This window comes from Oceanobacillus sp. FSL W7-1293 (genome assembly GCF_037969815.1).
Taxonomy (GTDB): domain Bacteria; phylum Bacillota; class Bacilli; order Bacillales; family Amphibacillaceae; genus Oceanobacillus; species Oceanobacillus oncorhynchi.
Genome location: NZ_CP150212.1, coordinates 1,032,818 through 1,059,319 on the forward strand (window position 1 = coordinate 1,032,818; position 26,502 = coordinate 1,059,319).

A 26,502-nucleotide genomic window follows, 5' to 3' on the forward strand; every position below is an offset into this window, starting at 1 on the left:
ATTATAACAGAAAATACAAGTGTCAACTGAATTTTTTCTTATTGAAAGACAAATGGACATGAACTTTTGAAACAGCATCATTTGCCTTTCAATTATTGCAGGAAACAAGTACACTAGATGTAACGATAACGAAGGAAATTAAAAAATCATACTTATATTTATTTTAAAAGCAGAGGATGAATGATTGAAAATGTCATTACTCTCTGCAAAAATAGTTTGATAATTTGAGATAAGCGAGGGACATTCATGGAAAAAGGAATTAACCAACGTAAAACAGAACATATCCGCCTTTGTCTGGAAGGAGACGTAGAGGGTGTAAATAAATCTACAGGACTGGAAGGCATTCACTTTCTTCATAATGCTTTGCCGGAAATTGATTTTGCTGATATTTCATTGGAAACATCATTTTTAGGCAAAGCACTGCAGGCGCCATTTCTAGTCAGTTCCATGACTGGCGGATCCGAACTGGCGACCACGATCAACCAAAATTTGGCTATAGCGGCAGAGCAAAAAGGCTGGGCACTGGCAATTGGTTCGACAAGAGCATTTTTAGAAAGTGAGCAGCATAAGGATTCTTTCCTTATTCGCAGACAGGCGCCAACTGTGCCATTAATCGTAAACATTGGTGCTGTCCAATTAAATTATGGCTATGGAGCAGAGGAATGCCAGCGTATTATTGATAAGACAGAGGCTGATTCCATCGTACTCCATTTAAATTCATTGCAGGAAGCTGTGCAGGACGGCGGTGATTTGAATTTCAAAGATTTACTGCCAAAAATTGAACAGGTTTGTAAACAGGTGGAAGCGCCAGTAGGAGTAAAGGAAGTAGGATTCGGCATTGACGGGGAAGCAGCCAAAAGATTGTATGATGCCGGCATCTCTTATATTGATGTTGCTGGAGCGGGCGGAACATCCTGGAGCCAGGTGGAAAAGCTGCGCTCGAAAGACCCATTAAAGCGGGCAGCTGCGGAGGCATTTAATAACTGGGGAAATCCAACCAAGGATTGTCTGGTCACAGTACGCAGCCAGCTTCCTGATGCGCCTTTAGTTGCCAGCGGCGGCATGAAAACAGGCGTAGATGCTGCGAAAGCCATCACGATTGGTGCAGATATTATCGGGTATGCAAGGCATCTGCTCCAGGCAGCCACAGAATCAGCAGAAGCCGTTGTTCAGACAATGGAACAATTGGAATTAGAGCTGAAGATGACGATGTTTGGCGTTGGCGCAGTCGATTTAAATGAACTAAAAAATACAAAGCGTGTATCCATTAATGGAAAATCGCTGTTAGATGCATAAATTTGCGAGCAAAAAGGCGTGGAGAATTCCACGCCTTATTTTAGGTCCCGGAAATATACCTCGCTTCCCGTGACCCCAGAGTTCATCTCCTTTAAAGAAGACTTAGCGATTGGCAAGCCGAGAGGCGCAGACAGAGCTAAAGTCGCACTTATGCCCCGCGGGTGAAAAGAAGACTTAGCGATTGGCAAGCCGAGAGGCGCAGACAGAGCTAAAGTCACACTTATGCCCCGCGGGTAAAAAAAGAAATTCACTTTTTACCTGTTGGATCTTCACCCTGGGACTGGGACTGCGATTACCAATGTTGTCAGGTTAATGAATTTCCTTAAATACTCAACTTTCGCACCTAAGAATAAGCAAATATATCTTGCTATTCCAAGATGAACATGTTCTTCATTACCATGCTTGCATTTTGGTGAAATATCCGGCCTTTTTGGAATTGATGATGGTGCATAGCTCCGCTCCGGCCAACCACTCCGCTTTCCGACGTACAAATGTTTTCGATGGGACGAGTAATCGCAGTCCCAGGACGTGCAAGTGCAGGAGTCACGGGTTTAGCCTGCAAACCACTTAGGAGTCTGCGTGGTTGGCCTGCGCTCTGATAGGATTCTACAGCGAATGAAAGAAATAAAATTTTAATGAGCTGAAGGAAATAGCAGCTTTCGTCTGAACAACCCAATCATGACAGTATGGATATGAAATACAGGGAATCGCTTCGATGCACAGAAAGTAATCTTGGCGGAACATTTTACCATACAGCATGAAAAATATGATCTATCGGATCAAACTTCTGTTTGTTGAGTTGTTTTTCACGTATAGAATATCTTACTAGCGGAGGCGGACCGTTTTGACTCCTGAGGGATCAGCACCATCTGAAGATCCACTTTTGCCAAGTGTTCTTCTTGGCAAAAGTTAGCTGAAGAGCGTGCCCCTAGGAAAGCAAAACGGTCCGCCGCAGCGGTCGCATTAACCTGACAACATTGCTGCGGTTACTCGCCCCACCGAAAACCTTCGCAGCGGACATATCTCCGGCAAGAACACCGATGCTTAAAGGCCAAGTGACGTTTTAGAAGAAAAATCGGCTATAAAGATGTTTGATGTGTTTTGAAAAGGGAAAACTCCTTATAAAGTGAACCTTACAGCTACTTACACTACGGAAAAAAGGAGGCATTTTAATGGTTTGGACAATGAATGATTATCCAAGCTCAATGAAAAACCTAGAAAAACCTGTCCGTAAAAAGGCCATTGATATCGCAAATTCCATGCTGGATGATGGCTATAAGGAGGACAGGGCAATTCCGATAGCTACGGAGCAGGCTAAAGAATGGTATAAGAACGCGGATAAAGAAGAAATTCAAAGCTATGAAAAAAGCGGAAAACCGACCCAGCGCTCAAAGGAAGGAAAAGAAAAAACAAATAATCCAGAGCGGCTGGAGGAGGGAGAGGAAGTCTATAAGCAGGAAGAAGGATGGGCTGTCGGCTCTTCCGGTTCCAGTCAGGCAAGTGAACGATTTGATACAAAAGAGGAAGCGGTGAAAAGAGCGAAAGACATTGCTAAAAATAAAGGAACCTCCCTGATGGTTTATCGTGCAGATGGGACGGTTGAAGAGACTCGCAAATATGACTAAAGAAGGAATGCAGATTACTTTGTTCCCAGGTTTCCTTATGCTAAAATAAGTGAGGAAATTGAGGTGAACATAAATGAAAGTTGAAATTTGGTCTGATTTTGTATGTCCTTTTTGTTATATCGGAAAACGCCGGTTTGAACATGCCTTGGAGAAATTCACACATCGTGAACAAGTAGCAGTTCAGTTTAGAAGCTACCAGCTTGATCCGGATGCACAGCATCTTCCGGGAAAGAACTTCGCAGAAACTTTTTCTGAGCTGAAGGGAATGCCTTTAGAGCAAGTATATGAAATGAATAAACAGGTAGCGGAGCAGGCAGCAGAAGTAGGCTTGACCTACCGCTTTGATACGATGAAATACGGGAATACATTTGACGCGCATCGAGTTGCTAAATTAGCTGCCGAGAATGGAAAGGAAGCGGAACTGACAGAACGTTTTTTTCAAGCCTATTTTACTGATTCCGAACAGTTGAGTGATAAAAAGACACTAATTCAGTTAGCGGAAGAAGTGGGTTTGGAGAGAGAGACTGTTGAAAATGTATTGGACAGCTGTAAATTCCGTAATAAAGTCAATGAAGATATAGATTTGGCAAAGCAGCTTGGTGTCCAGGGCGTTCCTTTCTTTGTTTTTAATGAAAAATATGCCGTGTCCGGTGCACAGCCTGAAGCAGCTTTTACACAGGTACTTGAAAAGGTATGGCAAGAAGAACAGGAAGCGCCTGTTTTGCAATCATTGAACCCAAATGAGAATAAAACCTCCTATTGTACAGGTGATGGTTGTGAGAATAAATAAATGTGGTAATCTATTCCATATAAACCTGTAAATGAATGGGAGTACCCTGATTGACCATATTATTATCAATAAATTTGACGAAAAATTGAACAGAATAAACAAAAAAACTGTCGTTCCCGGCAGTTTTTTTGTTTATCGCCATATTTACATAAATCAGCCATTGACGATGGCTGAAAATTTGATATACTAGGTATTGTTATCTAATTGATAATGAATATCATTATTATTTAGAACAATTAGAACTTGATAATAATTATTATCTAGATTAGTTTGAGTAAAATTTCAGGATAAGAAAGGTTAATATATTTTTGGTGAAATGCCTTATATTTAATGAAGCTTTACACTTAATTACATTAGCTATCCTTTTTCCACATAATTCCATTTATTATTTAATTACTTAAAGAAAGTAGGGCGATGACATGATTGATATTAAAGGATTGACAAAGAAATATGGGAATAAATCTATTGTAAATGATATATCGGTTCAAATTCAGCCTAATAAAATTACATCGTTTATCGGACCGAACGGTGCAGGGAAATCAACGCTGCTTTCCATGGTAAGCCGTTTGCTTGATGCAGATACAGGAGATGTATTACTGGATCAAAACAATGTAAAGAATATGAAATCAAATGAATTTGCGAAGCGCATTGCCATTTTAAGACAAGCGAATTTTTTCACAGTGAAACTGACGATTCGCCAATTAGTATCGTTTGGCCGTTATCCTTATTCGAAAGGCCGTTTAAATGAAGAGGATAATCGGATTGTTGATCAAGCCATTGAATATTTGAATTTAACAGATATTCAGCATAAATTCTTAGATGAGCTGTCTGGCGGTCAGAAGCAGCGTGCGTTTATCTCCATGGTTATTGCCCAAGACACGGAATATATTTTATTGGATGAGCCGTTGAATAATTTGGATATGAAGCATTCTGTACAGATTATGAAAATATTACGCAAGCTTGTCGATGAGCTGGGGAAAACAGTTGTGATTGTATTGCATGATATTAACTTTGCTTCGGTTTATTCAGACCAGATTGTAGCTTTAAAAGACGGGCGTCTGGTAAAAAACGGTCCAACACATGAAATCATTAATTCAGAGGCATTAAACGAAATCTATGATATGCATATTCCAGTCCATATGCAAAACGGCTGTCGTTTTTGTGTATACTTTGACTCACATATAAGTAAAAGCAGCTAGATGTTTGAATCCTATATATGATGGGTTTATCCGATAATTGCTTTCTTAGAAATGTCCAAACCTTATGCTTTCTCAATGAATATATCTTTGCTATGATAACCTGACTTGAGCAGGTAGCGGCTGCTTGAAAACGATTGATTTGGTCCATGCGTGCTTCTTTCGTCAGGAGTACGCATGCCGATGATGTGTAACATCGTTTTCAACCAAATAGTCATACATTTTCATGAAAACCGTGTTAAAGCGGTTTCTTTCCATTGTTTAAGTAACTATTCTCATCTGGGTTATCGCAACTGCAGTTGAGAATAAAACGAGAATAATGGAATTTTTAATTGGTGATAATTGTACAAGAGATAAGATTAAAAAATACAGTTGACAATGTTTTTTTATTTGATATACTTTAAACAAGCTAATTGAGATTGATTATCATTATCAATGTATTAGATTATAGCAATGCACTATAGTAAAACAGGAATTATTTTTTAAATCAAGCGCAAAATATAATGCGGGTATTGATTTAATCAATCCAATAGTCTGCTCATCAAAAAAATATACATAGGGGAAGAGGTAGGAGAAATGAGAAAATCAAACTTTTTTAAGTCAACATTTATTATAGCAATATTCGCAATTTTTGCTTTGGTATTGGCTGCTTGCTCCGATTCAGGCAGTGAAAACGAAGAGGCCGATGACAAAGGAAATGAGTCTGCTGAAACGGAGGGTTCTTCTGAAGATGCAACGGTTGAAATTACGGATGCTCATGGAACCGTTGAAGTTCCAGTAAATCCAGAGAACGTGGTAGCTTTAGATAATAGAACTTTTGAAACATTATCTGATTGGGGAGTTGAATTAGCTGCTGCTCCAAGAGATTTAATACCTGAGGATATACCTTATGCAAGTGATGAATCCATTGAAAATATAGGAAACCATCGTGAACCAAATCTTGAACTTATCGCAGCTGCAGATCCTGATCTTGTTATTGTGGGCCAAAGATTTGGAGGATTTTATGAAGATATAAAAGAATTAGTGCCAGATGCAGCAGTTATTGATCTTAATTTTGATGTTTCTGAGGAAGCTGATACACCTGGAGAAAATTTAGAGAACGGATTTAAAGATATTACAACCTCTCTTGGACAAATTTTTGATAAAAATGAAGAAGCTGAACAATTAATAGCTGATTTTGAACAATCCATCGAAGATGCTAAATCAGCTTATAACGGGACAGATACAATCATGAGTGTTATAGTATCTGGAGGAGATATTAATTTTGCAGCTCCTCATTCCGGTCGTGTTTGGGGACCATTATATGATATTTTCGATTGGACACCAGCGTTAGAAATTGACCAAGCTTCTGCAGACCACCAAGGTGATGATGTTTCTGTTGAAGCTATTGCAGAAACAGATCCTGATTGGCTTTTCGTCATGGACCGTGATGCTGCTGTATCGTCTGAAGAGGAAGCAAGTCCTGCTCAAGATGTAATCGATAACGCACCTGCTCTTCAAAACACAAAAGCTGTTTCTGAAGAACAAATCGTTTATGCGCCGGCAGACACGTATACAAATGAATCCATACAAACATTTACTAAATTATTTGAAGATCTTGCAGAAACTTTAGCAGAGTAATTTAGAGGGGTATAACTATAGTGCTTAAAAATACAAAACAAAAAATGTTTGGGGCTGGGAACTCTCAGCCCCTGCATTCTAATCATCAAAAAATATGGACGAAGCCTTTTATATTAGCAATTCTCATTGTTATTATTTTAGGTGTTATTTCCATGTCTGTCGGAGTTTATGACATACGGGGACGCGAAGATGGAATGGAGATGTTTTTCATTACCCGTATCCCAAGGACAGCTGCACTCATGCTTACTGGGGCTGCGATGGCAATGTCTGGACTCGTCATGCAGCTTATTACACAGAATCGCTTAGTTGAACCTACCACAACAGGAACGATTGAATGGGCAGGCTTGGGATTGGTTATCGTTTATTTATTAATTCCCGCACCATCTTTAGTTGAAAGAATGACTGGAGCAATCATTTTTTCCTTTATAGGAACGATGGTTTTCTTTTTGTTTTTAAGAAGAGTTAAACTTCGTTCGTCTTTAATTGTCCCGATTATTGGAATCATGCTTGGAGCGGTTATTTCAGCAGTTTCCACGTTTGTCGGGCTCGTTTTTCAAATGTCACAAAGTGTTGAAACCTGGTTTGTAGGTTCTTTTGCATCAATTCAGGTTGGAAGATATGAATATTTATGGCTGATTGTTGTAGTTACTTTTCTGATTTTCATCTATGCTAATAGGCTGACACTAGCTGGATTAGGGGAGGATGTTACAAAAAGCCTTGGAGTAAGTTATAATACAATTGTTCTTATTGGTACGGCTCTTATTGCTGTTGCAGTTGGAATTGTTGCCGCTGTTATTGGAAACTTACCGTTTTTAGGTTTGATTGTACCAAATATTGTTTCCATGTTTAGAGGCGATGATTTAAGAAGTAACCTGCCGTGGGTATGTGTGTCTGGAATGGCGGCCCTAACCGCCGCTGATATCATATCCCGAACCGTTATCATGCCATTTGAAGTACCTGTTTCTTTGATACTTGGAACGGTGGGCGCAGTTGTATTTATTGTTATTTTATTAAGAAGAAGGAGGCTAGGATAACGAATTGGAATATACTAATGAAAAAAATGTCAAAATGGATTCTAGCCTTCCTAAAAATGATAAACCATCTAAAGCTTTTCGTTCTAAAAAGGAGGAAAGACGTTATTGGATACTATTGATAACACTGATTGCTTTGGGCCTTCTTTCTTCGTATGGACTTTTAGTTTATAATAATCCGGTTCCAATAGACTCTCCTTCCTTTATCCCGGTTGCTAAAAGAAGAATGGTAGCTATTGTTTCCATGATTATTGCTGCAGTTTGTCAGAGTCTGGCGACCGTTGCATTCCAATCGATTACGAATAATCGGGTGATCACTCCTTCGCTTTTAGGATTTGAAGCACTTTACTCTACAATACATACGAGTACCATGTTTTTCTTCGGTACCACGGCATTTATAGGTTACATGGGTACTGGATCTTTTTTATTTCAAGTAGCTATTATGGTCGCGATGTGTTTGATACTGTATGGGTGGTTACTTTCCGGAAAGTATGGAAATTTACAACTTATGCTTTTAGTTGGTATCATTATTGGAACGGGGCTAAGGTCTTTGTCAACGTTTATGAGAAAACTGCTTGCGCCTTCCGAGTTTGATATTTTACAGGCAAAGCTGTTTGGATCTGTTAATAATGCGGACGCAGCATATTTTCCGATTGCGATTCCGATTGTAATTATCGTAGCATTCCTTCTTCTTGCGTATTCTAAGCGATTGAATGTATTATCGCTCGGAAAAGAGATTTCTAGTTCTTTAGGATTGAATCATAAATTTAGTATCATTTATGTTCTTGTATTAGTTTCTATTTTAATGTCCATCTCAACGGCTTTAGTTGGACCGCTTACTTTCTTTGGTTTTTTGGTAGCAACGTTAAGTTATCAATTAGCACAGACGTATGATCACAGATATATTTTTCCTATGGCTCTTGCTATTGGTTTCTTGGTATTAACTGGCGCATATTTTATTATGAACCATGTATTTAATGCACAGGGCGTCGTTTCAATTATTATTGAAATTGCTGGTGGAGTCACATTTTTGATTATTATCTTAAAGAGGAAGACGTTATGATTGTTTAATTTTATCCATACTTTTATATTCTCGGAACAGCTTAAACAAGAGCAGCGTTTTACGTTGCTCTTGTTTATTTTAGTTGTTGAGAGAATAAGAAATCCAGATACAGCCATACTGTTATAGAACTGTAAAAAAAATTAATGCTCGAAAACTTGAAACAGGGAAAGCATGTATGATTGAATGGAACATGACAAATCAAAAAAGCGAGGGATGTTTCAATGAAGAAACTGTCACTAACAATATTGATGATAATCACCATGCTTCTAGCAGCATGCGGAAATGATGATAACGAAGGCGAGCAAGAAGGCGCTGAACAAGAACAAGAGCAGCAAGAACAGGGAGAAGAGCAAGCCGCACCGCAAGAGCCGGATCCGGTAGAATTCTCTGATGATGAATTTTTAGATGAAGAAGATCCAGTCGTTGTTGTAAATGGAGAAGAAGTGAATGGAGCAGCATATAATGCAGCTTATTCTCTAGTAAAATCAATGTCTGCTCAATACGGTCAGGATGTTTCAGATTTAGAAGCAGTACAGGATCAAACCATTGATTATCTTGTAGAACAAGAGCTTATTATGCAAGAAGCAGAAGATGCCGGTATTGAGGTAAGCGACGAAGAAGTACAAGAAGAAGTAGATGCGGCTAAAGAAAGCGGCGGAGAAGAAGGCTTTCAACAATCATTGGAGCAGTTAAATTTAACAGAAGAACAATTTGCACAACAGCTCAGATTTGATTTAGCAACACAGCAATATATGGAAGAAGAAGTAGATACAGAAGTAACGGATGAAGAAGTGCAGGAAATGTATGATCAGTTATCAGCACAAATGGGTGACCAGGAAATGCAAGACCTGGATGAAATCAGAGATGATGTGGAACAAATGGTTATCCAGAACAAACAGCAGGAAGCTTATACAAATAAAGTAGATGAATTAAAAGAATCTGCAGAGATAGAAGAACAAATTTAAAGCTTCATAAAGACGAAGCAATTCATTTTTAGAAAGCAGCAGAGAGAAATATTTCTGAAAAGCATCGCAAGGTTCGGCGAATGTTTACGTAATACCAGACAGGATGACACTTTTACAGAAGAAAAAATCTCATGAATAAAGAAGGAAAGGAAGTGCTTCTCCATAGGGGAGCACTTCCTTCTTTTTATAAAAAGCTGCTGATAGCATCTACTAAACTGTACGTACCGAGAAAGAAGACAACAGCAGTAACCAGACCGCCGATAATATTTAACCACAATGGATTTACATATTTCCCCATTGCGTTTTTCCTGTTAACCACAACCAAGATGAAAATTGCAATAAGCGGCAGGATGATTCCATTTAATGCTTGTGCGACAAGCAATACTTCTAGAGGTTCAAAACCAATTGCAGAAGTGATAATTCCTAAAATGATGACGACACTAAAGACCGTTTTATATTTCTTATTAGCAAATCCGCCTTCCCATCTCATAAAGCTGCTTACTGTCACTGCAGCGCCCATAGGAGAAGCAATAGCAGATGAAAAACCGGCAGCAAAGAGACCGATACTAACAAATATTGGAGCTAAATCTCCCATCAGAGGCTCTAATGGGGAAGCAAGCTGGACCACGCTTGTCACCTCTGTACCTTGGATTAATGCGCCAGCTGTAATTAATATTGCTGCGGTAATAATCCCGCCCACTGTAATGGAAAGGATGGTATCTGTTCTTACTGCTTTTAAATCCTTTACATTGTTCCATTTCTCACTGACTGTAGAAGCATGGATAAAAAAGTTATAGGGAACAACGGTGGTACCGATTAACGCAATAATCATCAGAATAGATCCGTCTGGAATCGATGGAATAAATGCTCCCTCAAGAACGCGGAGAACGTCAGGTCCAGCGACAAACATCGTGGTAATAAAGGTGATACTCATAATAACGATTAAAAAAATCATGACTTTTTCAATAAATTTATAACCGCCAAGTAAATTGAGCATTAAAATAATAATTCCGATAATTGGCGCAACATAATTTTCAGAGATGCCGGTTAAGTAAGAAACACCTAGAGAGGTTCCTAATAAATCTCCGCTTATGTATGCGGCACAGCCTACACAAACCGCAATAAGGACAATCCATACGGATGCGAATTTTAGAATTTGATTCTGGAATAATTCGCGAATGTTTTCTCCTAAACCTTGTTTGGTTACAATTCCAATTCTGGCTACCATTTCCTGCAGGAAAATCGTCGCTATAATGGAGAAAATAACTGCCCATAACAAAGCAAAACCAAATCCTGCCCCTGCTCTTGTCGCAGTAGTTACTGTACCGGGGCCGATAAAAGATGCCGTAATGATAGCACCCGGTCCAATGATTTTGAGCTTCTCAACTAATTTTGATTGCGCCAAGTAAAACGCCTCCTTTGTATGATAAGCAGGAAGGGGAAGCTCCCTTTTCCTGCTTACTTGGCTTGCCCGCCATGAACATGACCGGCCAATACATACAGCACGGCTGTCGATACAAAATGTGCTGAATTTTGATTGAAATCCTGCTGCGGATAGACCTCTACAAAATCCATCCCGCAAAGGCCGCGTTTAGCAAATTCATAAATCATTGTCAGAAGCTCATAGGAAGTCAATCCATTTCCGTCCACTGGTCCGCCCGGATTGAAAGCAAAGTCAAGCACATCACTGCAAATCGTCAAATAAACCACATCAACGTCCTTAGAAGCCATCTCATAGATTTCATTTGCATATTTCTTTAAATCACTTTGCTCGCGGATGTCATTGATGGTTATCGTTACAGCGCCGGCTTCATTCGCATGCTTGCCTGTTTCCGGTTTATTACGTGGGCCTTTGATTCCTGTATGAATCAAGCTTTCGTTACGTACACCTTCCGTTTCATATAAGCGCATAAAAGGGGTGCTTCTGGCGAACTTATCCCCTTCATGATGCGGCATATTATCATAATGGGAATCTAGGTGAATAATACCGACTTTTTTGCCTGTGTTGGTCAGACCTTTTACAATCGGATAAGTAATACCGTGGTCTCCGCCAAGTCCGACCAGAAACTTTCCGCTTTTCCACAGATTTTCTGCAAAGTCCTCAATTCGATTCATGGTTTCCGGCACATCATGAGGAACGATGCTGACATCGCCGACATCTCCTAAACTTAGATGGTCTTCTACATTGATATGGTCTAATTCCGGCAGGTATGTACTGTATCTGGCAGAGGATAAACGGATTTGCTTTGGACCAAGCTCACAGCCCGTATAATCTCCCCATGTACAAGCGCCTTCCCAAGGCACGCCATAGATTAGTACATCGGTATCAGGGTTCTTTTGGTTTGTCAGATTTCTTGCTCCTAACAGCGGCGGTGTATTCCCATAAATATTTGTGCTCATTATCATTCTCCTTTTTGAATAGAAGTCATTTGGTCTGATATTTCTAAAAACAATCATAGAAAAATAGATTGTTTATCAAGCCCCTGGAATAAGGGCTGATTTAAAAACATTCCTTATTTCTTATATACACTTCTGAAAAATATATAAACCTTTAATTTTTGCTATATAAAAAGCCATTAGAGGATTTCCTCTAACGGCTTTCTATGAACCTATTCTTCTTGGTTAAAATAAATACCTTATTTTTCCGTAATGCTGTCTATAGCATGTAACAGCTTCGTCATCTGTTCCTTTGTCCCAATGGAAATTCGCAAATAGTTTTCTAACCTCGGTTTATTAAAATAGCGAATCAAGAAGCCGGCTTGCTTCAGTTCCATAAACAGTTTCTCAGCTTCTATCCCTTCCGGAGAAGCAAGCACAAAATTAGCTTGAGAAGGGAGGACATGGAAGTCTCTTTTCTCTAATTCCTGCCGAAAGTACTCTCTGGTTTTAATAATTTCCTGCCGTGTTTTTTCAAAATAAGCGGTATCCCGAAATGCTTGCACGGCACCGGCGATAGCTAACCGGTCAATGGTATAGGAATTAAACGAATCCTTCACCCGTGTTAATCCGTCAATCAAGTCTTTATGCCCCATCGCCATACCTACACGGAGACCGGCAAGCGACCGGGATTTAGACAGGGTTTGCACAACGAGTAAATTCGGATAGCTGTCTATCAGAGAAACAGCGGAGCTTTCAGCGAAGTCTACATATGCTTCATCCACAATCACAACGTGATCCGGATTATTTTTTAAGACTTCTTCAATCGCATCCAGCTCCAGATATAGGCTGGTCGGTGCATTCGGATTTGGGAAAATGACGCCGCCTTCTGCGTTGAAGAGCGATTGGGGAGAGATTGTAAAATCATCCTCCAAAGCAACCTCCTCCACATCCAGCTGATAGAGCTTTGCATATACGGGATAAAAACTGTAAGTAATATCTGGGTATTTAATAGCCTTTCCAGGTTCAAAAAATGTCATAAAACTAAGCGCAAGCACTTCATCGGAACCATTGCCGATAAAAACCTGTTCTTTTTTTAATCCATAGCAGCTGCCTATTTCCTTCCTGAGATCATCGACAGCAGGGGACGGGTAAAGCTGCAATTTCGTCCTTGCCTCCTCCTCAATCGCTGCAATAACATTTGGAGAAGGAGGAAAGGGATTTTCATTCGTATTTAATTTAATAATGGAGGGGTCATCTAATTGCTCCCCGGGAATATAAGGTTCCAGCTGTTCGATTAAAGGATTCCAAAATCTACTCACGGTGCTGTCCCTCTTTTTCAATATGGCGTTCGTTCAATATTTTTTTTATGTCTTTGGAACTTACGCCTTGCTCCTCCATTAAAACAAGGGAGTGATACAATAAATCAGCTAACTCATTGGTTAATTCTTCTTTATCATTGTTTTTTGCACCGATGACGACCTCCGTCGACTCTTCACCGATTTTTTTAAGGATTTTATCTAATCCTTTATTAAACAGGTACGTTGTATAAGCGCCTTCCTGCGGATTTTCTTTACGGTCTTTAATTTTGCCGGTCAGCTCATTAACGATAGAGAATAACGGTTTTTCTGTTTCAGATAAGGTTGTCTCAAAGCAGGTTGTTGTGCCTTTATGGCAGGCTGGGCCAAGCGGCTGTACCTGGACAACTAAAGCGTCCTGATCACAATCCACTGAAATGTTTTTGACTATCTGCTTATTTCCGGAAGTTTCCCCTTTATTCCAGAGCTCCTTGCGGCTGCGGGAATAGAACCATGTTTCACCCGTTTCTAATGTTTTTACTAAAGCAACCTCGTTCATATAAGCTAAAGTCAATACTTTTCCCGTTGCGTAATCCTGAATAATAGCCGGAACGAGTCCATTTTCATCGTATTTAATTGAAATCTCCATTATGCTTTCCTCCTCATTGGTATTCCTTGTGAGGATAAATATTCTTTTAATTCCGGAATAGGAATCTCCTCGTAATGAAAGACAGATGCAGCAAGTGCAGCATCGATACCTTCTGCAAAGACTTCTGAGAAATGCTCTATTTTACCTGCGCCGCCACTGGCAATCACAGGGATATTGACGGCATCTGCAATTTTTTTGGTTAATTCGATTTGATAGCCATTTTTTTCACCGTCTGCATCCATGGCATTGACAACCAGCTCGCCTGCCCCGAGAGCTTCTCCGCGTTTCGCCCATTCCACTGCATCTATCCCGGTATCCTTTCTTCCGCCGTTAATAAATACATGGAACGCATCATCTGCTGTTCTTTTGGCATCAATCGAGAGCACGATACATTGACTGCCAAACTTATCAGAGGACTCCTTAATTAATTCTGGACGCTGCACAGCTGCACTGTTTACCGAAACTTTATCCGCACCGGCATGAAGCACACTGTGAATATCCTGGATGGTACGGATACCGCCGCCGACCATAAAAGGGATAGCGATTTCGCGTGCAACCTGTTCAACCACATCCAGGAAAATGTTCCTTTCTTCATTGGAGGCAGTAATGTCATAAAAAACGAGTTCATCTGCACCTTCACGGTTATAACGTGCAGCCAATTCCACAGGATTAGCAACGTCCTTGATATCCTGAAATTTCTTACCTTTAACGACCCGGCCTTTATCTACATCCAGGCAGGGGATAATGCGTTTAGCGAGCATGATTGTCCTCCTCTACAACGTCTTCCAGCTGAAGGCTTCCATCATACAGCGCTTTTCCGATAATCGCGCCGTAAAGATCCAGAGCCTGAAGGTTGGCGACATCTTCTTTCCGGGAAACTCCGCCGGAAGCAATAATATTCATATTGGTTGCTTCCTGCATCGCTTGCAGCTCCTCCAGATTCGGTCCGCGCAGCATGCCATCCTTTAAAATATCTGTATATACAATTGTTGTTAAGCCGGCTGCTTCTAATTCCTTCGCAAGGTCAGCAGCTTTTTTATCGCTATTTTTTGTCCAGCCATCTGTCGCAATATAGCCATTCCGAGCGTCGAGAGAAACTGCGATTTTATCTCCATATAATTGAATTGCTTCGGTTAGCATATCCCAATCAGTGATTGCAGAGGTTCCAAGAATAACCCGGGCAGCTCCGCCTTCCACATACTCTCTGATCGTGTCCAGGGAGCGGATGCCGCCGCCGACTTCAACAGGAATGGATAATGCCTGAATGGTTTTAAGGATAATTTCTTTATTTTGGGGATCTCCTGTTTTGGCTCCGTCTAAATCGACCATGTGGAGGAAGGCGCCGCCTGCTTCCTGCCATTTTTTTGCTGTGTCCACCGGGGAGTCATTATAGGTTGTCTGCTGGTTATAATCGCCCTGCTTTAAGCGGACACAGTTGCCATCTTTCACATCAATTGCTGGAAAAATGATCATGAAATCATCTCCTCATAATTATTCAATAATGCAATACCGATATCCCCGCTTTTTTCCGGGTGAAATTGCATTCCTGTTATATTTTTATCCTGCACGATTGCTGGTACGCGTCCGCCATAATCGGCACTGGCGACCAATGTTTTTTCTTCCAGTTCATCAATTGCATAGGAATGAACGAAATAAACATAAGGATTTTCGCCAAGCTGATTTAATAAGCTCTGAGGCTGATTAGATTGAAGCGTATTCCAGCCCATATGTGGAACCTTGACTTTATCTGAAATACGTTTTACCGAACCGGATAGAAGACCAAGTCCTGTACATCCGCCATTTTCTTCGCTGAATTCATAGAAAAGCTGCATTCCAAGACAGATGCCTAAAATAGGCTTGCCATTTGCCGCTTCTTCTTTCAAAATCGTATCTAATTTGTAGCGCTGTAATGCTTCCATCGCATCCTTGAAGGCTCCGACACCGGGAAGAATAATGGAATCCGCCTGATGGATTTCTTCTGGATCCATGGTCAGTTTAGAGGTCTTCCCTAATTTATCTAATGCAAATTGCAGGCTTTTAATATTCCCTGCACCGTAATCAATAATGGCAATCATACCCCAGCCTCCTTTTTAAAATCTTATAGGCTTCCTTTGGTAGAAGGAACACCCTTTATCGTCGGATCAATGGATACCGCTTCACGAATTGCTCTGCCCAATCCTTTGAAGATGGATTCAATCATATGATGAGTGTTGGTTCCGTATAAAACTTCCACATGAAGGGTCACTTTGGCATGGCTGGTGAAGCCAATCAGAAATTCTTCCACTAATTCGGTATCGAAGTTCCCGACTTTGTCCTTTAACCCGTCTACACGATAAACTAAAAAGGAGCGGCCGCTGATATCGATGGAAATGGAAGAGAGCGATTCATCCATTGGTGTTGTTGCTGTTGCATAGCGTTTAATGCTTTCCTTTGTTCCTAATGCTTCCTTAAATGCCTGACCAAGGACAATACCGATATCTTCTACCGTATGATGCTGGTCTACCTCTAAATCTCCATCACATGCTACCTGTAAATCTAATCCGCCATGTTTGGTAAAGAGAGTCAGCATATGATCTAAAAAGCCGACCCCTGTTTTTAATTCTGATTTACCTTCTCCATCTACATTAAGAGCAAGGGAGATATTCGTTTCTTTGGTTTGCCGTTCTTTTTCAGCTTGACGCATCGTTGTTCTCCTTTCGAATTCGAATTGCATTTGCGTGTCCGGTTAAGCCTTCCGCTTCAGCAATGGTAATAATGGTATCAGCATAATCCAGCAGCCGTTCCTTTGAATAATGAATGGTGCTCGATTTTTTCATGAAGTCATACACGCCGAGCGGGGAGGAAAAGCGCGCTGTCCCATTTGTCGGCAGCGTATGGTTAGGGCCGGCAAAATAGTCACCTAAAGGCTCGCTGGAATACGGGCCGATGAAAATAGCTCCAGCATGCTTGATTTTCTCCACTTGTTCTTCCGCATTTTCCCCCATTAATTGCAGGTGTTCAGGAGCAATCGTGTTAATTAATTCGATTGCTTGTGCTTCATCCTCGCAGATAATAATTTTTCCGTTTGTCTGAATCGATTCACGGATAATAGCTGCACGCTCCAGTAAAGGGATTTGCCGCACAACCTCTTTTTGCACTTTCTCTGCATAAGCAGCATCTGTCGTCACACAAATCGAGGCAGCATCCTCCGCATGTTCTGCCTGGGATAATAAATCAGCAGCAACGTAGGAAGGAGGAACGGTATTATCAGCAAAGGCACAGATTTCACTTGGTCCTGCAATCATATCAATAGCGACATCGCCGAATACCCATTTCTTCGCACGGGCGACAAAAGCATTCCCGGGTCCAACGATTTTGTCTGTTTTAGGAAGGCTCGCTGTTCCATAGGCCAGAGCAGCAACAGCCTGAGCTCCGCCGATTTTGAATACCTGATCCGCACCGGCGATTTTTGCTGCTGTCAGAACAACAGGATCAATCGTTCCGTCGGGGCGGGGAGGGGTTGTAATCACAACCTGCTCGACACCGGCAACGACAGCTGGAATCACATCCATTAATACCGTGGAAGGATAGCTTGCTTTTCCTCCAGGAACGTAAACACCGACACGCTCCAGCGGTGTAATTTTCTGGCCGAGACGAATGCCGGGCTGCGGACTGAACTGAAAACCTTCTTCTTTGGTTCGTCGCTGGTACTGGCGAATGTTTTCCGCAGCTTCTGTTAATGCTTGAAAGAGAGCTGGCTGTTCAGATTTTACTTTATCAAAGGCAATATTCCATTCCTCATCAGAAACAAGCAAGGAGGATAAATCAGCTTTATCAAATTTTTTAGTATATGCAAGGGCAGCTTCATCTCCGCGTTCCTGTACAGCACGGATAATTTCCAAAACCTGCTCATCTAAATTTTGCTGCACCAGCTGTGTTGCTTTTTCTGTATTTTTTACATTTTGTTTATATGTTTCATAACGGAGAATTTGCATTTTTCTCACTCACAACCTGTTCCAATTTTTTTAGTACATCTTGAATTTCTTTTGAACGTGTTACAAAGCTTGCTTTATTCACAATGAACTTCGTGCTGATGGTCTCGATATCTGCTAATATCTCTAGCCCGTTTTCATGCAGGGTGTTTCCAGTCTCGACAATGTCAACGATATAATCAGCAAGCCCAATTAATGGCGCCAGCTCAACGGAGCCATTGAGATGTACGGTCTCAATTGTCTGATTACGCTTGTCAAAAAAGTTCTTGGCAATATTCGGATATTTGGTGCCAATCGTTAACGACTGATTTTCCGGAAGGGAGACTCCTTTTTTTCCGGCGACAGAGAATTTACATTTTCCAATCCCTAAATCAAGGATTTCATAAACATCTGCTTCTGTTTCAATAATATTATCTCTGCCGACAATCCCGATATCCGCAGCGCCTTTTTCAACATAAATCGGAACATCCATCCCTTTTAAAAAGATTAATCGCAACGTCTTATCTTTATTAAAAAAAACGAGCTTACGGGTTTTTTCATGAAAGCCTTCAAAATGGATTCCTGCTGCTTCTAATAAATCAATGGATTGCTTTGCAGGGCGGCCTTTAGCTAAAGCGATAGTTACTGGCTGCATCATTTAACTTCCTTTCTAAAATACCAATCTAGTAATTCCTGATTTGTCTTAAACGCTGCTGTTTCTTTTTGTTTACTATATACTATCTCTTCAGATTTTACGAGTATCTCCGGTGAATCAGAGCGATTCTCCTTTTTATCAATCGTCTTTACAATGACTGTCTGATTTGCTGCCCGGAGGGATTCTGCAAGCTGAAAAGCACGCTGGCGTTCAGAAACTTCATAACGAAGCTCGATGATTTCAGCTTCAGTAAAGACACTGGGAAGCAGGTTAACAAGCAAATCAACCTCAAAAGCAAAGCCGATTGCCGGCGTTTCCTGATGAAAGGAGCGGGTTAAATAATCATAGCGTCCCCCCATCATGATGGGCTGGCCAAGCCCCTCCGCAAAGCCCTGAAAGATAATGCCGGAATAATAATTCATATGGTTAATCAGGCCGAGATTAATCGAAATATAGGAATCCACCTGATAATCCTGGAGAAGCTGGTACACTCTTGATACATAGTCCAGTTCTTCACGCATCTTGTCTGACGAGATAATATTCTCCGCTTCATCGATAACAAAGCTTGCATCTCCGTATAGCATTGGAATTTTACGAAGCTTTTCAATTAAGGCAGCCTCCAGCCCCAAGTCTTTTAAAAAGGGAACAATCTCCGAGATATTTTTCGACTGGATGTATTGATCCAGTTCTTTCTGCTGCATGGCGTCCAGGTCAGCCTCACGTAATAATTCTTTATAAAAAGCAGCATGACCGATTTCTATTTTAAAAGAAGGAATCTCTAATTCTTTTAAGCTTGTTACAGCTAATGCAATCAGCTCTGCATCTGCTTCCGGGGTACGTTCTCCAAACAGCTCTACACCTGCTTGTGTGCGGGAGCGTTCTTCTGTCGTGGAACGGAAAATATCCAGCACATAGGAGAGACGCCCGGTTGCTACTTCCTCCTGCAAATTGGTATAATGTCTGGCAATCGGGATGGTTGCATCTGGCCGCAGTACGAGCACTTTTCCAGAGGGGTCAATCAGCTTCAGCATATCGGCTGTATTGACAGTTCCTTGGACATCGTTATATAAATCATAATTTTCAAAAACAGGCGTCTCTACCTGCTGATATCCAAATTTAGAAAAGCGGTCGGTTAAGGTACGGATAACATGACGTTTTTTTGAAAATTGTTTCGGGTAAAACATGGTATGAAGCAGTTGTTTATTTCTCATAAAATTCTCCTTCGCATTCAACGCTTTATCAATTTAATGCTTTATCTAATTAAAGTTATTTAGTATTATAGTAATGTTCAGAAAAAAAGTCAATGAAAGGAGCATAACTTTTATGTATGATTTTCATATGCACTCAAGCTTTTCGGCAGATTGCGATGCAGAGATGGAGGAGATGATTCAGGAAGCGATAAACAAAGGGTTGAAGGAAATTGCATTTACAGAGCATTTAGATGTGGATTATCCGGATAAGGAATGGGAGTTTAGCTTCGATAAAGAAGCTTATCAAAAAAAATTAGAAGGGCTGCGGGAGAAATATCAGGATCGAATCCAAATCCGCAAAGGGATTGAGGTAGGGGTGCAGCCGCATGTGCTACAGGAGACATCCGATTTTATTAATCAGTTAGAGCCGGAATTTATTATTTGTTCCATGCATTCGGCAAATAAACAGGATTTGCATTCCGGTGAATTTTTTGAAGACAGAACCGTAGATGAAGCATATCGTATTTATTTTGAAGAGTACTATGAATGCCTGAAAAATTTTAAAAACTATCATATTTTAGGTCATCTTGATTTAGTCAGCAGATATGCATCTGGAGGCTGGGAACATGTGCCCCAGGATATAATGGAAGAAATATTAAAACTGGTTATTTCAGAAGGCAAGGGAATCGAATTAAACACATCCGGCTATAAATATGGCATGAATGCACCGCTGCCAAGTAAAAATTTATTGCGATTATACCGTAAGCTTGGCGGAGAGATTATCACATTAGGTTCTGATGCGCACCGTCCGGAAGAGATTGCCGCTCATTTTGAAGAAGCTAAAGAGATATTAACAGATTGCGGTTTTTCTTATATATGCAGTATGAATGGAGACGAGGTCCAATATCACTCTATAAAATAAAAATGCAATTCAGCGGATTTTGCTGCTATATAAATTGAAGTAAGAAATTACACTTTATTTTTCTTATAAAAATGACGAAATAATGATTGAAAACAGTAACTAGCGACGGTTTTTGATGGGGCGAGTAACCGCAATGGTTTTCGGTGGGGCGAGTAACCGCAGTCCCAGTCCCAGTCCCAGAAGAAAAACACGGAGACTCCTGGTCGGCTAAGAACGGTCACGTCCTGTGACCAACGACCGACACTAGGACGTCCTGTCCGTCGTGGGAAAGCGCAGAGGGAAGACCCCGCAGAAAAAAAGCGAACTTCTTTTTTTCTACCCGCGGGGCATAAGTGCGACTTTGCTTCTGTCTGCGCCTGACGGCTTGCCAATCAGCAAGTCTTCTTTAAAGGAGGCTGAGCTCGGGGCCCACGGAAAGCGTAGTGTTTTTCTGGGGCCTAAGATTACTCGCCCCATGAAACCCGTTGTAGCGGTAGCTATTAATTTCAATTTATATAGTAGAATTAATTGGTCGTTGCTGACTGTTAGAATTTCCGTAAAGAGAGACCATCATTCTTCATTTATGAGGCGGGATTCTTACAGTCAGTTACACTGTGTAAATTAATGACGCTTTTTCAACACTTTTATGAATTTGTAAACGTTTTAAAGGAAATGTGTTACGATAATAATAGGAAGACAATACGAGATAGGGAGGAATAGGGATGAGTATGAATATATTAGTAGCTTATGACGGATCCGACCTTAGTAAAAAAGCAGTAGAAGAAGCGAAAGAGCAGGTGAAGCTTGCAGAAGACGCCGTTGTCCATGTGGTTACCGTTATTTCCAATGGCGGGCCGACTGTAAATGCAGCCCTTGCCCGTGCATTTATGGACGATTTGGCAGAGGAAGCACGTCCTGCCATCCATGAAATATATAAAGAGTTGGAAGCGGATGGAATAGCATGTGAAACAGAAGTTTTGATAGATTATTCTTTCCGTAATCCAGGTTCTAAAGTGATTGAATATGCCAAAGAAAAGGAAATAGATTTAATTGTTTTAGGAAGCCGCGGACTTGGAGGAGTAGGAAGATTTCTGCTTGGAAGCGTCAGTACGCAGATTGTTCATCAATCGGCGTGTAAAGTACTTGTTGTGAAATAAAGGATAAAAAAAAGTCTCAAGCTCTCATGATATTTGGTTATGAGAGCTTGAGACTTTTTTTTAGAGTTGAATCAGGTCTCAGGCCATTTTTGCCCAAACGATTAGTGACAGCAGCAATCATATCATTCGATCAGCATAGTATGGCAGCATATTTTCATGTCTATGAAGAAATAGTACCTTAAAAAATCTCTTGACCATTAATAGGCATCTATGTATAATTTAATCGTAATCATTACGAAACGTAATCATTACGTATAATGGAAGGAGTGTTTCTATGAAGAAGTTTTGGCAATTAGGAATTATATTAGGCTTAATCAGTTTCCTGTTTATAGCCGGCTGTCAATCCGGGAATGAGGAAGCAGATAATCAGGAAGAAGGAACTGGCAGTCAAGAAGATGCAGAAGGAAATCATGAAGAAGAGGGGCACGACCATGCTCATGGTGACGAAGCAGCTTCCTTCGATGATGTGCCGGAAAATATCGAAATTGAAGGGTTATCCGACCATTACCATACAGGCGATGTTTTTAAATTAGAGGCGGTAACAGAAGAGGAAGGCTTGGATCATTGGCACTGGTACATACGTGATTCTGCTGAAGAGGAATGGGCGGTGGCAGAAGATCAATACGGGGATTCTTATATGGGTGATGCAGAAGTAGATGGACAGGAAGTTCTTGCGGTTCTTTACGATGATGATCATAATCCGGTTGCCAAGTCTCCTGTTACAGAAATTACGATTGACGACCATGAAGGCGAGAGTCATGACCATGAAGATAGCAGTGAAGATGATCATGGCCACGATCATGAGCATGAAGATGACGACCATCATCATTAATCATATTATGTAAATACTTATAAGCAGAAATAGATTATCGGACGGGATATTTCTATGAACGGATGCTCAATAATGGTTGAAAGCAAATAGAATGCTGTTTAAAAAGCAGATTCTATTTGCTTTCTTTTTGTAGATAGCCATGGAGGAGGAATGAACACAGTGCTTCCAGCAGATGCTTATTTTTTAATCATTATTTTCTTAAAATTTCTACTTTAATTTTATAACAATAAAATATGTTAATGCAGTAAAAAAATAAACACATAAAGCAGAAGAAAAGGTGTTCCAGCAAAGGAAGGATGTTATAATAGCTATGTACTTCAGAGCATGAGACGTACTTAGATTTACAACAGAAATTGAGGGAAATAAATGAGAAAGAAGATTGCAGGTATTGTCCTGGGTCTCCTGGTTGTCTGCGCCATTGCAACAGGTATTTATTTTTACCAGAACGATGAAACGCAAGCAGAGGAGTATACTGGAGCACCGACGATTTTTATACATGGTTATAAAGGAACGGAGAATTCATTTGGTCATATGCTTGACCGTTTTGAAAATACGTACCAATGGGGAAATAAAGGGTTTATCTACTATGTGACAGAGAACGGAGATATTGTCGATTATAACTTAAATAACGGAAGATATGCGCCCATGTTTGTACAGATTGTTTTAGAGGATAATCGTGCAAGCTTTGAGGAAAGTACAGAATGGATTGCGGCAGTGCTTCTTCATCTCAAGGAAAATTATCGGGTGGAGGAAGTTAACCTGGTCGGACATTCTATGGGCGGTATTCTGGCGGTGAAATATACGATGGAATATGTAAGGAATGACTATCCATCTGTTAATAAACTTGTAGCCATCGGCAGTCCATTTGATGGCATTTATAATGAAAGATATTTTGAAATTCATCAAGATGCAGCTGCAGAAGATTTGAAACCCGATTCGCATGCGATAAATATACTGCAGCAGAATATGTTTCCGGCGGATGTGGATGTGTACAGCATTGCCAGTACAGGAGACGCAGTTGCAGTCCCGGAGAGTGTGAAGGCGCTGAGGAGTATGATACCCGAGCAAAATTTCAAAGAAACGATTATTGATGACCCGCAGCTGACACACAGTGCCCTGCACGAAAGTATGCAAATTGATAAATTGATTCATAGCTTTTTGTGGCAAGATTAAAGCGAATCAACTACAATGGTATAGGATTGATTTATCAAATTATCTTACTTCAGTTATGCGGAAATGCCCAACTGGAGTAAGCTGAATGCCTGTTTCTAACAAAGCAGAAAAAGAATGAGAATATAAAGGTCAAATAGATAAAAGCTTTTGACAAATTAAAGGAATGATAGCATGAATAAATACCATCATCTTTATGATCAATTAATTCAACATACCAATAAAGAGAATGTATTGGTGAACGAGCCGATTAGAGAACATACGTATACGAAATTAGGCGGGGAAGCGGATTTTTATATTACCCCGTCGACTTATGAAGAAGTGCAGGCGATTATCCGCTTTGCTAATCAGGAAAATGTACCGTTTACAATGCTTGGAAATGGTTCTAATCTGATTGTGAAGGATGGCGGAATCCGCGGGATCGTTATGAACCTGCAGCAGCTGTCTGCTATTTGGAGAGAAGGAGATAAAGTTATCTCTCAGAGCGGAGCAAGAATTATTGATGCTTCCCGTTTTGCTTTAAATGAAGAGCTTGCCGGGTTGGAGTTTGCCTGTGGCATCCCAGGTTCTGTCGGCGGAGCGTTGTATATGAATGCAGGTGCATATGGCGGAGAAATTAAAGATGCGCTGGAAAGCACGGTAGTTGCGACAAAGGACGGCGAACTGCTGACATTAACAGCAGAGCAATTAGACCTCAGCTATCGCACAAGTAATATTCCGGACAATGGTTATATTGTATTGGAAGCAACATTCGCATTAAAGCCCGGGAGCAAAGAAGAAATTAAAGAAATGATGGATGATCTTACATATAAAAGAGAATCCAAACAGCCGCTCGAGTACCCGTCTTGCGGCAGTGTGTTCAAACGTCCGCCCGGTTTTTTTGCCGGCAAGCTGATTCAAGACTGTAATCTTCAAGGAAAGCAAATTGGCGGAGCGGAAGTTTCTACAAAGCATGCCGGTTTTATTGTAAATAAACAAAACGCTACAGCATCCGAATATATTTCATTAATTCAATTTGTTCAAGCAACGGTGAAAGAGAAATTTGATGTGCAGTTAGAGCGGGAAGTGCGGATTATTGGTGAGGATGTGGAAGGATAGTCTCATAGCCCAGATTCTGGCTGTGACAGAGGACGGCTGGGATAAAAAGAAAATTTGACATGCCTGTGATCTATTCTTATAATATGAAGTGTTATTTTAAACTTCAGGCAGAGGTTCTTAGCTTCAACCCTCTATAAAAAACTAAGGACAACCTGCGATTATCAAGCCGTGTTCTTTGGGAGCACGGCTTTTTTTAGTTTGTGCAAAGAAGTTTTCAACTGCGAGGAAACAGAAAATCAAAGGAGCTGACGAGTATGACAGGAAGAAATGAAAGAGAACTTCAAGGAATTGAATTGCTAGGGAATAAAGAAACGAAATATGCATTTGATTATACACCTGAGATTTTAGAAACATTTGATAATCAGCATCCAAATCGTGATTATTTTGTAAAATTAAACTGTCCGGAATTTACAACGCTTTGTCCGATAACGAATCAGCCGGATTTTGGAACCGTCTATATCAGCTATATTCCAAATATCAAAATGGTAGAGAGTAAGTCTTTAAAATTATATTTGTTCAGCTTCCGGAATCATGGTGATTTCCATGAGGACTGTATCAATATTATCATGAATGATTTAATTGAGCTGATGGATCCGCGTTATATTGAAGTAAGAGGGAAATTTACACCGCGTGGGGGGATTTCCATCGACCCGTATTGCAATTATGGAAAAATCGGAACTAAATTTGAAAAGATGGCAGAAAACCGGTTAATGCAGCACGATATGTATCCGGAAACCATCGATAATCGATAGAGGGAAACTAAGATCCTTGCACCTTTGAAGAGAAGGGAACAGGAGAATGTATATTTATTTTAACGCCATCTTTGTTGGCTTATTATTATTGTCGAATGTCTTGTCGGTCAAATTGTTTCAAATGGGAAGTTTTGTATTGCCGGCTGCAGCGATTGTTTATGTGATTACGTATATGATAATGGATGTGGTTGGCGAGGTTTATGGAAAAAAAGCTGCCCGCAAAACGATACAAGCAGGATTTTTCACACAAATTATTGCAATGATTTTTATTTTTATTGCCATACACCTTCCGCCAGCAGCAGGTTTTCAGGAACAGGCTGCTTTTGAAACGATTTTTAACGGAAGCTTTCGCGTTATTTTAGCTAGTTTAGTTTCTTATTTTGTCAGTCAGCATTTAGGAGTATCTATCTTTCACCGCTTAAAGCACCGGCATGGAAGAAAGAAGCTGTGGTTACGTAATAGCTTATCAACGATGACCAGTCAGCTTTTTGATACCGTTCTATTTATTACGATTGCATTTTGGGGGATTGTTCCAACAGGTGTTTTAATCGGGATGATTGTATCGCAGTACATATGGAAGGTGATGGTGGCAATAATTGATACGCCATTTGTTTATCTTCTTGTACGGTGCATACGTAAATATGAGGTGAAAAACAAAGCGGAGTTGTTAGAAGCTTCTTGAGAAGATCAGCTGATGCCCTATCACTTTGAATAACCTATCATACCAAGAAACCAGCCAGACGGCTGGTTTTTTTAGGTTCAAGAATAGGAAAGCATATAAAAAATGCTGAATATAGCCGCTCCAACGGGTTTCATGGGGTGAGTAATTTTAGGCCCCAGAAATACACTCCGCTTTCCGTGGTCCCCAATCTCATCTCCTTTAAAGAA

At 40.5% G+C, this 26,502-nt stretch carries 27 protein-coding genes and 1 riboswitch; of the genes, 15 read left to right on the plus strand and 12 right to left on the minus strand.

Annotated elements, in window-relative coordinates; translation table 11 throughout:
- Positions 1–246 precede the first annotated feature (246 nt).
- Positions 247–1,296: a type 2 isopentenyl-diphosphate Delta-isomerase gene (gene fni / locus MKY65_RS05100; protein WP_339182920.1), complete on the plus strand. Its 1,050-nt coding sequence runs from the start codon at positions 247–249 to the stop codon at positions 1,294–1,296.
- A 367-nt stretch (positions 1,297–1,663) separates the two neighbouring features.
- Here fni and MKY65_RS05105 read toward each other — a convergent pair whose 3' ends face one another.
- Complete coding sequence (locus MKY65_RS05105; protein ID WP_339182922.1) at positions 1,664–1,843, minus strand: hypothetical protein; 180 nt, start codon at positions 1,841–1,843, stop codon at positions 1,664–1,666.
- A gap of 625 nt (positions 1,844–2,468) precedes the next feature.
- On the opposite strand from MKY65_RS05105, the gene MKY65_RS05110 reads away from it, so the two are divergent.
- From MKY65_RS05110 to MKY65_RS05140, 7 genes are all read left to right on the plus strand, one after another.
- Complete coding sequence (locus MKY65_RS05110; protein WP_339182924.1) at positions 2,469–2,921, plus strand: DUF2188 domain-containing protein; 453 nt, start codon at positions 2,469–2,471, stop codon at positions 2,919–2,921.
- A gap of 73 nt (positions 2,922–2,994) precedes the next feature.
- Entirely contained in the window at positions 2,995–3,711 is a 717-nt protein-coding gene (locus tag MKY65_RS05115; RefSeq protein WP_339182925.1) for a DsbA family oxidoreductase, read from the plus strand.
- 419 nt (positions 3,712–4,130) lie between these two features.
- Entirely contained in the window at positions 4,131–4,910 is a 780-nt protein-coding gene (locus MKY65_RS05120) for an ATP-binding cassette domain-containing protein (RefSeq protein ID WP_339182927.1), read from the plus strand.
- A gap of 573 nt (positions 4,911–5,483) precedes the next feature.
- Positions 5,484–6,527, plus strand: a complete 1,044-nt coding sequence (locus tag MKY65_RS05125; protein WP_339182929.1) for a siderophore ABC transporter substrate-binding protein — start codon at positions 5,484–5,486, stop codon at positions 6,525–6,527.
- A gap of 44 nt (positions 6,528–6,571) precedes the next feature.
- Positions 6,572–7,561, plus strand: a complete 990-nt coding sequence (locus MKY65_RS05130; RefSeq protein WP_339185127.1) for an iron chelate uptake ABC transporter family permease subunit — start codon at positions 6,572–6,574, stop codon at positions 7,559–7,561.
- 34 nt (positions 7,562–7,595) lie between these two features.
- A complete protein-coding gene (locus MKY65_RS05135) occupies positions 7,596–8,621 on the plus strand; it encodes an iron chelate uptake ABC transporter family permease subunit (protein ID WP_339185128.1) in 1,026 nt (341 codons plus the stop codon).
- A gap of 221 nt (positions 8,622–8,842) precedes the next feature.
- Positions 8,843–9,586: a SurA N-terminal domain-containing protein gene (locus MKY65_RS05140; protein ID WP_339182930.1), complete on the plus strand. Its 744-nt coding sequence runs from the start codon at positions 8,843–8,845 to the stop codon at positions 9,584–9,586.
- A 184-nt stretch (positions 9,587–9,770) separates the two neighbouring features.
- On the opposite strand, the gene MKY65_RS05145 is transcribed toward MKY65_RS05140, so the two are convergent.
- From MKY65_RS05145 to hisZ, 11 genes are all read right to left on the minus strand, one after another.
- Positions 9,771–10,991, minus strand: a complete 1,221-nt coding sequence (locus tag MKY65_RS05145) for an Nramp family divalent metal transporter (protein ID WP_339182932.1) — start codon at positions 10,989–10,991, stop codon at positions 9,771–9,773.
- Positions 10,992–11,044: 53 nt separating this feature from the next.
- The gene (locus tag MKY65_RS05150) at positions 11,045–11,986 is read right to left on the minus strand and encodes an agmatinase family protein (RefSeq protein WP_339182934.1); all 942 of its coding nucleotides are present in this window, start codon (positions 11,984–11,986) and stop codon (positions 11,045–11,047) included.
- A 236-nt stretch (positions 11,987–12,222) separates the two neighbouring features.
- A complete protein-coding gene (hisC, locus tag MKY65_RS05155; protein ID WP_339182936.1) occupies positions 12,223–13,284 on the minus strand; it encodes a histidinol-phosphate transaminase in 1,062 nt (353 codons plus the stop codon).
- Positions 13,277–13,909: a bifunctional phosphoribosyl-AMP cyclohydrolase/phosphoribosyl-ATP diphosphatase HisIE gene (gene hisIE / locus MKY65_RS05160; protein ID WP_339182938.1), complete on the minus strand. Its 633-nt coding sequence runs from the start codon at positions 13,907–13,909 to the stop codon at positions 13,277–13,279. Before hisIE ends, hisC begins: the two co-directional genes overlap by 8 nt.
- Positions 13,909–14,670, minus strand: a complete 762-nt coding sequence (gene hisF / locus MKY65_RS05165) for an imidazole glycerol phosphate synthase subunit HisF (RefSeq protein WP_339182940.1) — start codon at positions 14,668–14,670, stop codon at positions 13,909–13,911. The genes hisIE and hisF overlap by 1 nt, the downstream gene beginning before the upstream one ends.
- Complete coding sequence (gene hisA, locus MKY65_RS05170; protein WP_339182942.1) at positions 14,660–15,382, minus strand: 1-(5-phosphoribosyl)-5-[(5-phosphoribosylamino)methylideneamino]imidazole-4-carboxamide isomerase; 723 nt, start codon at positions 15,380–15,382, stop codon at positions 14,660–14,662. The genes hisF and hisA overlap by 11 nt, the downstream gene beginning before the upstream one ends.
- A complete protein-coding gene (gene hisH / locus MKY65_RS05175; RefSeq protein ID WP_339182943.1) occupies positions 15,379–15,984 on the minus strand; it encodes an imidazole glycerol phosphate synthase subunit HisH in 606 nt (201 codons plus the stop codon). The genes hisA and hisH overlap by 4 nt, the downstream gene beginning before the upstream one ends.
- 23 nt (positions 15,985–16,007) lie before the next feature.
- Positions 16,008–16,592 (minus strand): imidazoleglycerol-phosphate dehydratase HisB, encoded by a 585-nt coding sequence (hisB, locus tag MKY65_RS05180; RefSeq protein WP_339182945.1) that lies wholly within the window; start codon positions 16,590–16,592, stop codon positions 16,008–16,010.
- Positions 16,579–17,883, minus strand: a complete 1,305-nt coding sequence (gene hisD, locus MKY65_RS05185; RefSeq protein ID WP_339182947.1) for a histidinol dehydrogenase — start codon at positions 17,881–17,883, stop codon at positions 16,579–16,581. The genes hisB and hisD overlap by 14 nt, the downstream gene beginning before the upstream one ends.
- Complete coding sequence (hisG, locus tag MKY65_RS05190; RefSeq protein WP_339182948.1) at positions 17,864–18,517, minus strand: ATP phosphoribosyltransferase; 654 nt, start codon at positions 18,515–18,517, stop codon at positions 17,864–17,866. Before hisG ends, hisD begins: the two co-directional genes overlap by 20 nt.
- A complete protein-coding gene (gene hisZ / locus MKY65_RS05195) occupies positions 18,514–19,725 on the minus strand; it encodes an ATP phosphoribosyltransferase regulatory subunit (RefSeq protein ID WP_339182949.1) in 1,212 nt (403 codons plus the stop codon). Before hisZ ends, hisG begins: the two co-directional genes overlap by 4 nt.
- A gap of 112 nt (positions 19,726–19,837) precedes the next feature.
- Between hisZ and MKY65_RS05200 the strand changes: the two genes are divergently transcribed.
- The 7 genes from MKY65_RS05200 (at position 19,838) to MKY65_RS05230 (ending at position 26,296) form a co-directional block, all read left to right on the plus strand.
- Positions 19,838–20,626, plus strand: coding sequence for a histidinol-phosphatase HisJ family protein (locus MKY65_RS05200; protein ID WP_339182950.1), 789 nt, complete (start codon positions 19,838–19,840; stop codon positions 20,624–20,626).
- Between the two features lie 701 nt (positions 20,627–21,327).
- The gene (locus MKY65_RS05205; RefSeq protein ID WP_339182951.1) at positions 21,328–21,762 is read left to right on the plus strand and encodes a universal stress protein; all 435 of its coding nucleotides are present in this window, start codon (positions 21,328–21,330) and stop codon (positions 21,760–21,762) included.
- A 274-nt stretch (positions 21,763–22,036) separates the two neighbouring features.
- A complete protein-coding gene (locus MKY65_RS05210; RefSeq protein WP_339182952.1) occupies positions 22,037–22,594 on the plus strand; it encodes a hypothetical protein in 558 nt (185 codons plus the stop codon).
- 366 nt (positions 22,595–22,960) lie between these two features.
- Positions 22,961–23,767, plus strand: coding sequence for an alpha/beta fold hydrolase (locus tag MKY65_RS05215; protein ID WP_339182954.1), 807 nt, complete (start codon positions 22,961–22,963; stop codon positions 23,765–23,767).
- 171 nt (positions 23,768–23,938) lie between these two features.
- Positions 23,939–24,862 (plus strand): UDP-N-acetylmuramate dehydrogenase, encoded by a 924-nt coding sequence (gene murB, locus MKY65_RS05220; RefSeq protein ID WP_339182956.1) that lies wholly within the window; start codon positions 23,939–23,941, stop codon positions 24,860–24,862.
- A 104-nt stretch (positions 24,863–24,966) separates the two neighbouring features.
- A riboswitch (PreQ1 riboswitch) is annotated at positions 24,967–25,013 on the plus strand.
- A 103-nt stretch (positions 25,014–25,116) separates the two neighbouring features.
- Positions 25,117–25,614, plus strand: coding sequence for a preQ(1) synthase (queF, locus tag MKY65_RS05225; protein WP_339182958.1), 498 nt, complete (start codon positions 25,117–25,119; stop codon positions 25,612–25,614).
- A 46-nt stretch (positions 25,615–25,660) separates the two neighbouring features.
- Positions 25,661–26,296: a queuosine precursor transporter gene (locus MKY65_RS05230; protein ID WP_256705767.1), complete on the plus strand. Its 636-nt coding sequence runs from the start codon at positions 25,661–25,663 to the stop codon at positions 26,294–26,296.
- The last annotated feature ends 206 nt before the right edge of the window (positions 26,297–26,502 follow it).

Coding starts and splice junctions, on each gene's coding strand:
- MKY65_RS05205 (WP_339182951.1), top strand. CDS start 21,328: ATGAGTATGAATATATTAGTAGCTTATGACGGATCCGACCTTAGTAAA.
- MKY65_RS05115 (WP_339182925.1), top strand. CDS start 2,995: ATGAAAGTTGAAATTTGGTCTGATTTTGTATGTCCTTTTTGTTATATC.
- MKY65_RS05140 (WP_339182930.1), top strand. CDS start 8,843: ATGAAGAAACTGTCACTAACAATATTGATGATAATCACCATGCTTCTA.
- hisF (WP_339182940.1), bottom strand. CDS start 14,670: ATGCTCGCTAAACGCATTATCCCCTGCCTGGATGTAGATAAAGGCCGG.
- hisB (WP_339182945.1), bottom strand. CDS start 16,592: ATGCGTCAAGCTGAAAAAGAACGGCAAACCAAAGAAACGAATATCTCC.
- MKY65_RS05130 (WP_339185127.1), top strand. CDS start 6,572: ATGTTTGGGGCTGGGAACTCTCAGCCCCTGCATTCTAATCATCAAAAA.
- MKY65_RS05215 (WP_339182954.1), top strand. CDS start 22,961: ATGAGAAAGAAGATTGCAGGTATTGTCCTGGGTCTCCTGGTTGTCTGC.
- MKY65_RS05125 (WP_339182929.1), top strand. CDS start 5,484: ATGAGAAAATCAAACTTTTTTAAGTCAACATTTATTATAGCAATATTC.
- fni (WP_339182920.1), top strand. CDS start 247: ATGGAAAAAGGAATTAACCAACGTAAAACAGAACATATCCGCCTTTGT.
- MKY65_RS05120 (WP_339182927.1), top strand. CDS start 4,131: ATGATTGATATTAAAGGATTGACAAAGAAATATGGGAATAAATCTATT.
- MKY65_RS05135 (WP_339185128.1), top strand. CDS start 7,596: ATGGATTCTAGCCTTCCTAAAAATGATAAACCATCTAAAGCTTTTCGT.
- hisH (WP_339182943.1), bottom strand. CDS start 15,984: ATGATTGCCATTATTGATTACGGTGCAGGGAATATTAAAAGCCTGCAA.
- hisZ (WP_339182949.1), bottom strand. CDS start 19,725: ATGAGAAATAAACAACTGCTTCATACCATGTTTTACCCGAAACAATTT.
- MKY65_RS05200 (WP_339182950.1), top strand. CDS start 19,838: ATGTATGATTTTCATATGCACTCAAGCTTTTCGGCAGATTGCGATGCA.
- hisG (WP_339182948.1), bottom strand. CDS start 18,517: ATGATGCAGCCAGTAACTATCGCTTTAGCTAAAGGCCGCCCTGCAAAG.
- hisD (WP_339182947.1), bottom strand. CDS start 17,883: ATGCAAATTCTCCGTTATGAAACATATAAACAAAATGTAAAAAATACA.
- queF (WP_339182958.1), top strand. CDS start 25,117: ATGACAGGAAGAAATGAAAGAGAACTTCAAGGAATTGAATTGCTAGGG.
- hisIE (WP_339182938.1), bottom strand. CDS start 13,909: ATGGAGATTTCAATTAAATACGATGAAAATGGACTCGTTCCGGCTATT.
- MKY65_RS05210 (WP_339182952.1), top strand. CDS start 22,037: ATGAAGAAGTTTTGGCAATTAGGAATTATATTAGGCTTAATCAGTTTC.
- MKY65_RS05150 (WP_339182934.1), bottom strand. CDS start 11,986: ATGAGCACAAATATTTATGGGAATACACCGCCGCTGTTAGGAGCAAGA.
- MKY65_RS05110 (WP_339182924.1), top strand. CDS start 2,469: ATGGTTTGGACAATGAATGATTATCCAAGCTCAATGAAAAACCTAGAA.
- MKY65_RS05230 (WP_256705767.1), top strand. CDS start 25,661: ATGTATATTTATTTTAACGCCATCTTTGTTGGCTTATTATTATTGTCG.
- hisA (WP_339182942.1), bottom strand. CDS start 15,382: ATGATCATTTTTCCAGCAATTGATGTGAAAGATGGCAACTGTGTCCGC.
- murB (WP_339182956.1), top strand. CDS start 23,939: ATGAATAAATACCATCATCTTTATGATCAATTAATTCAACATACCAAT.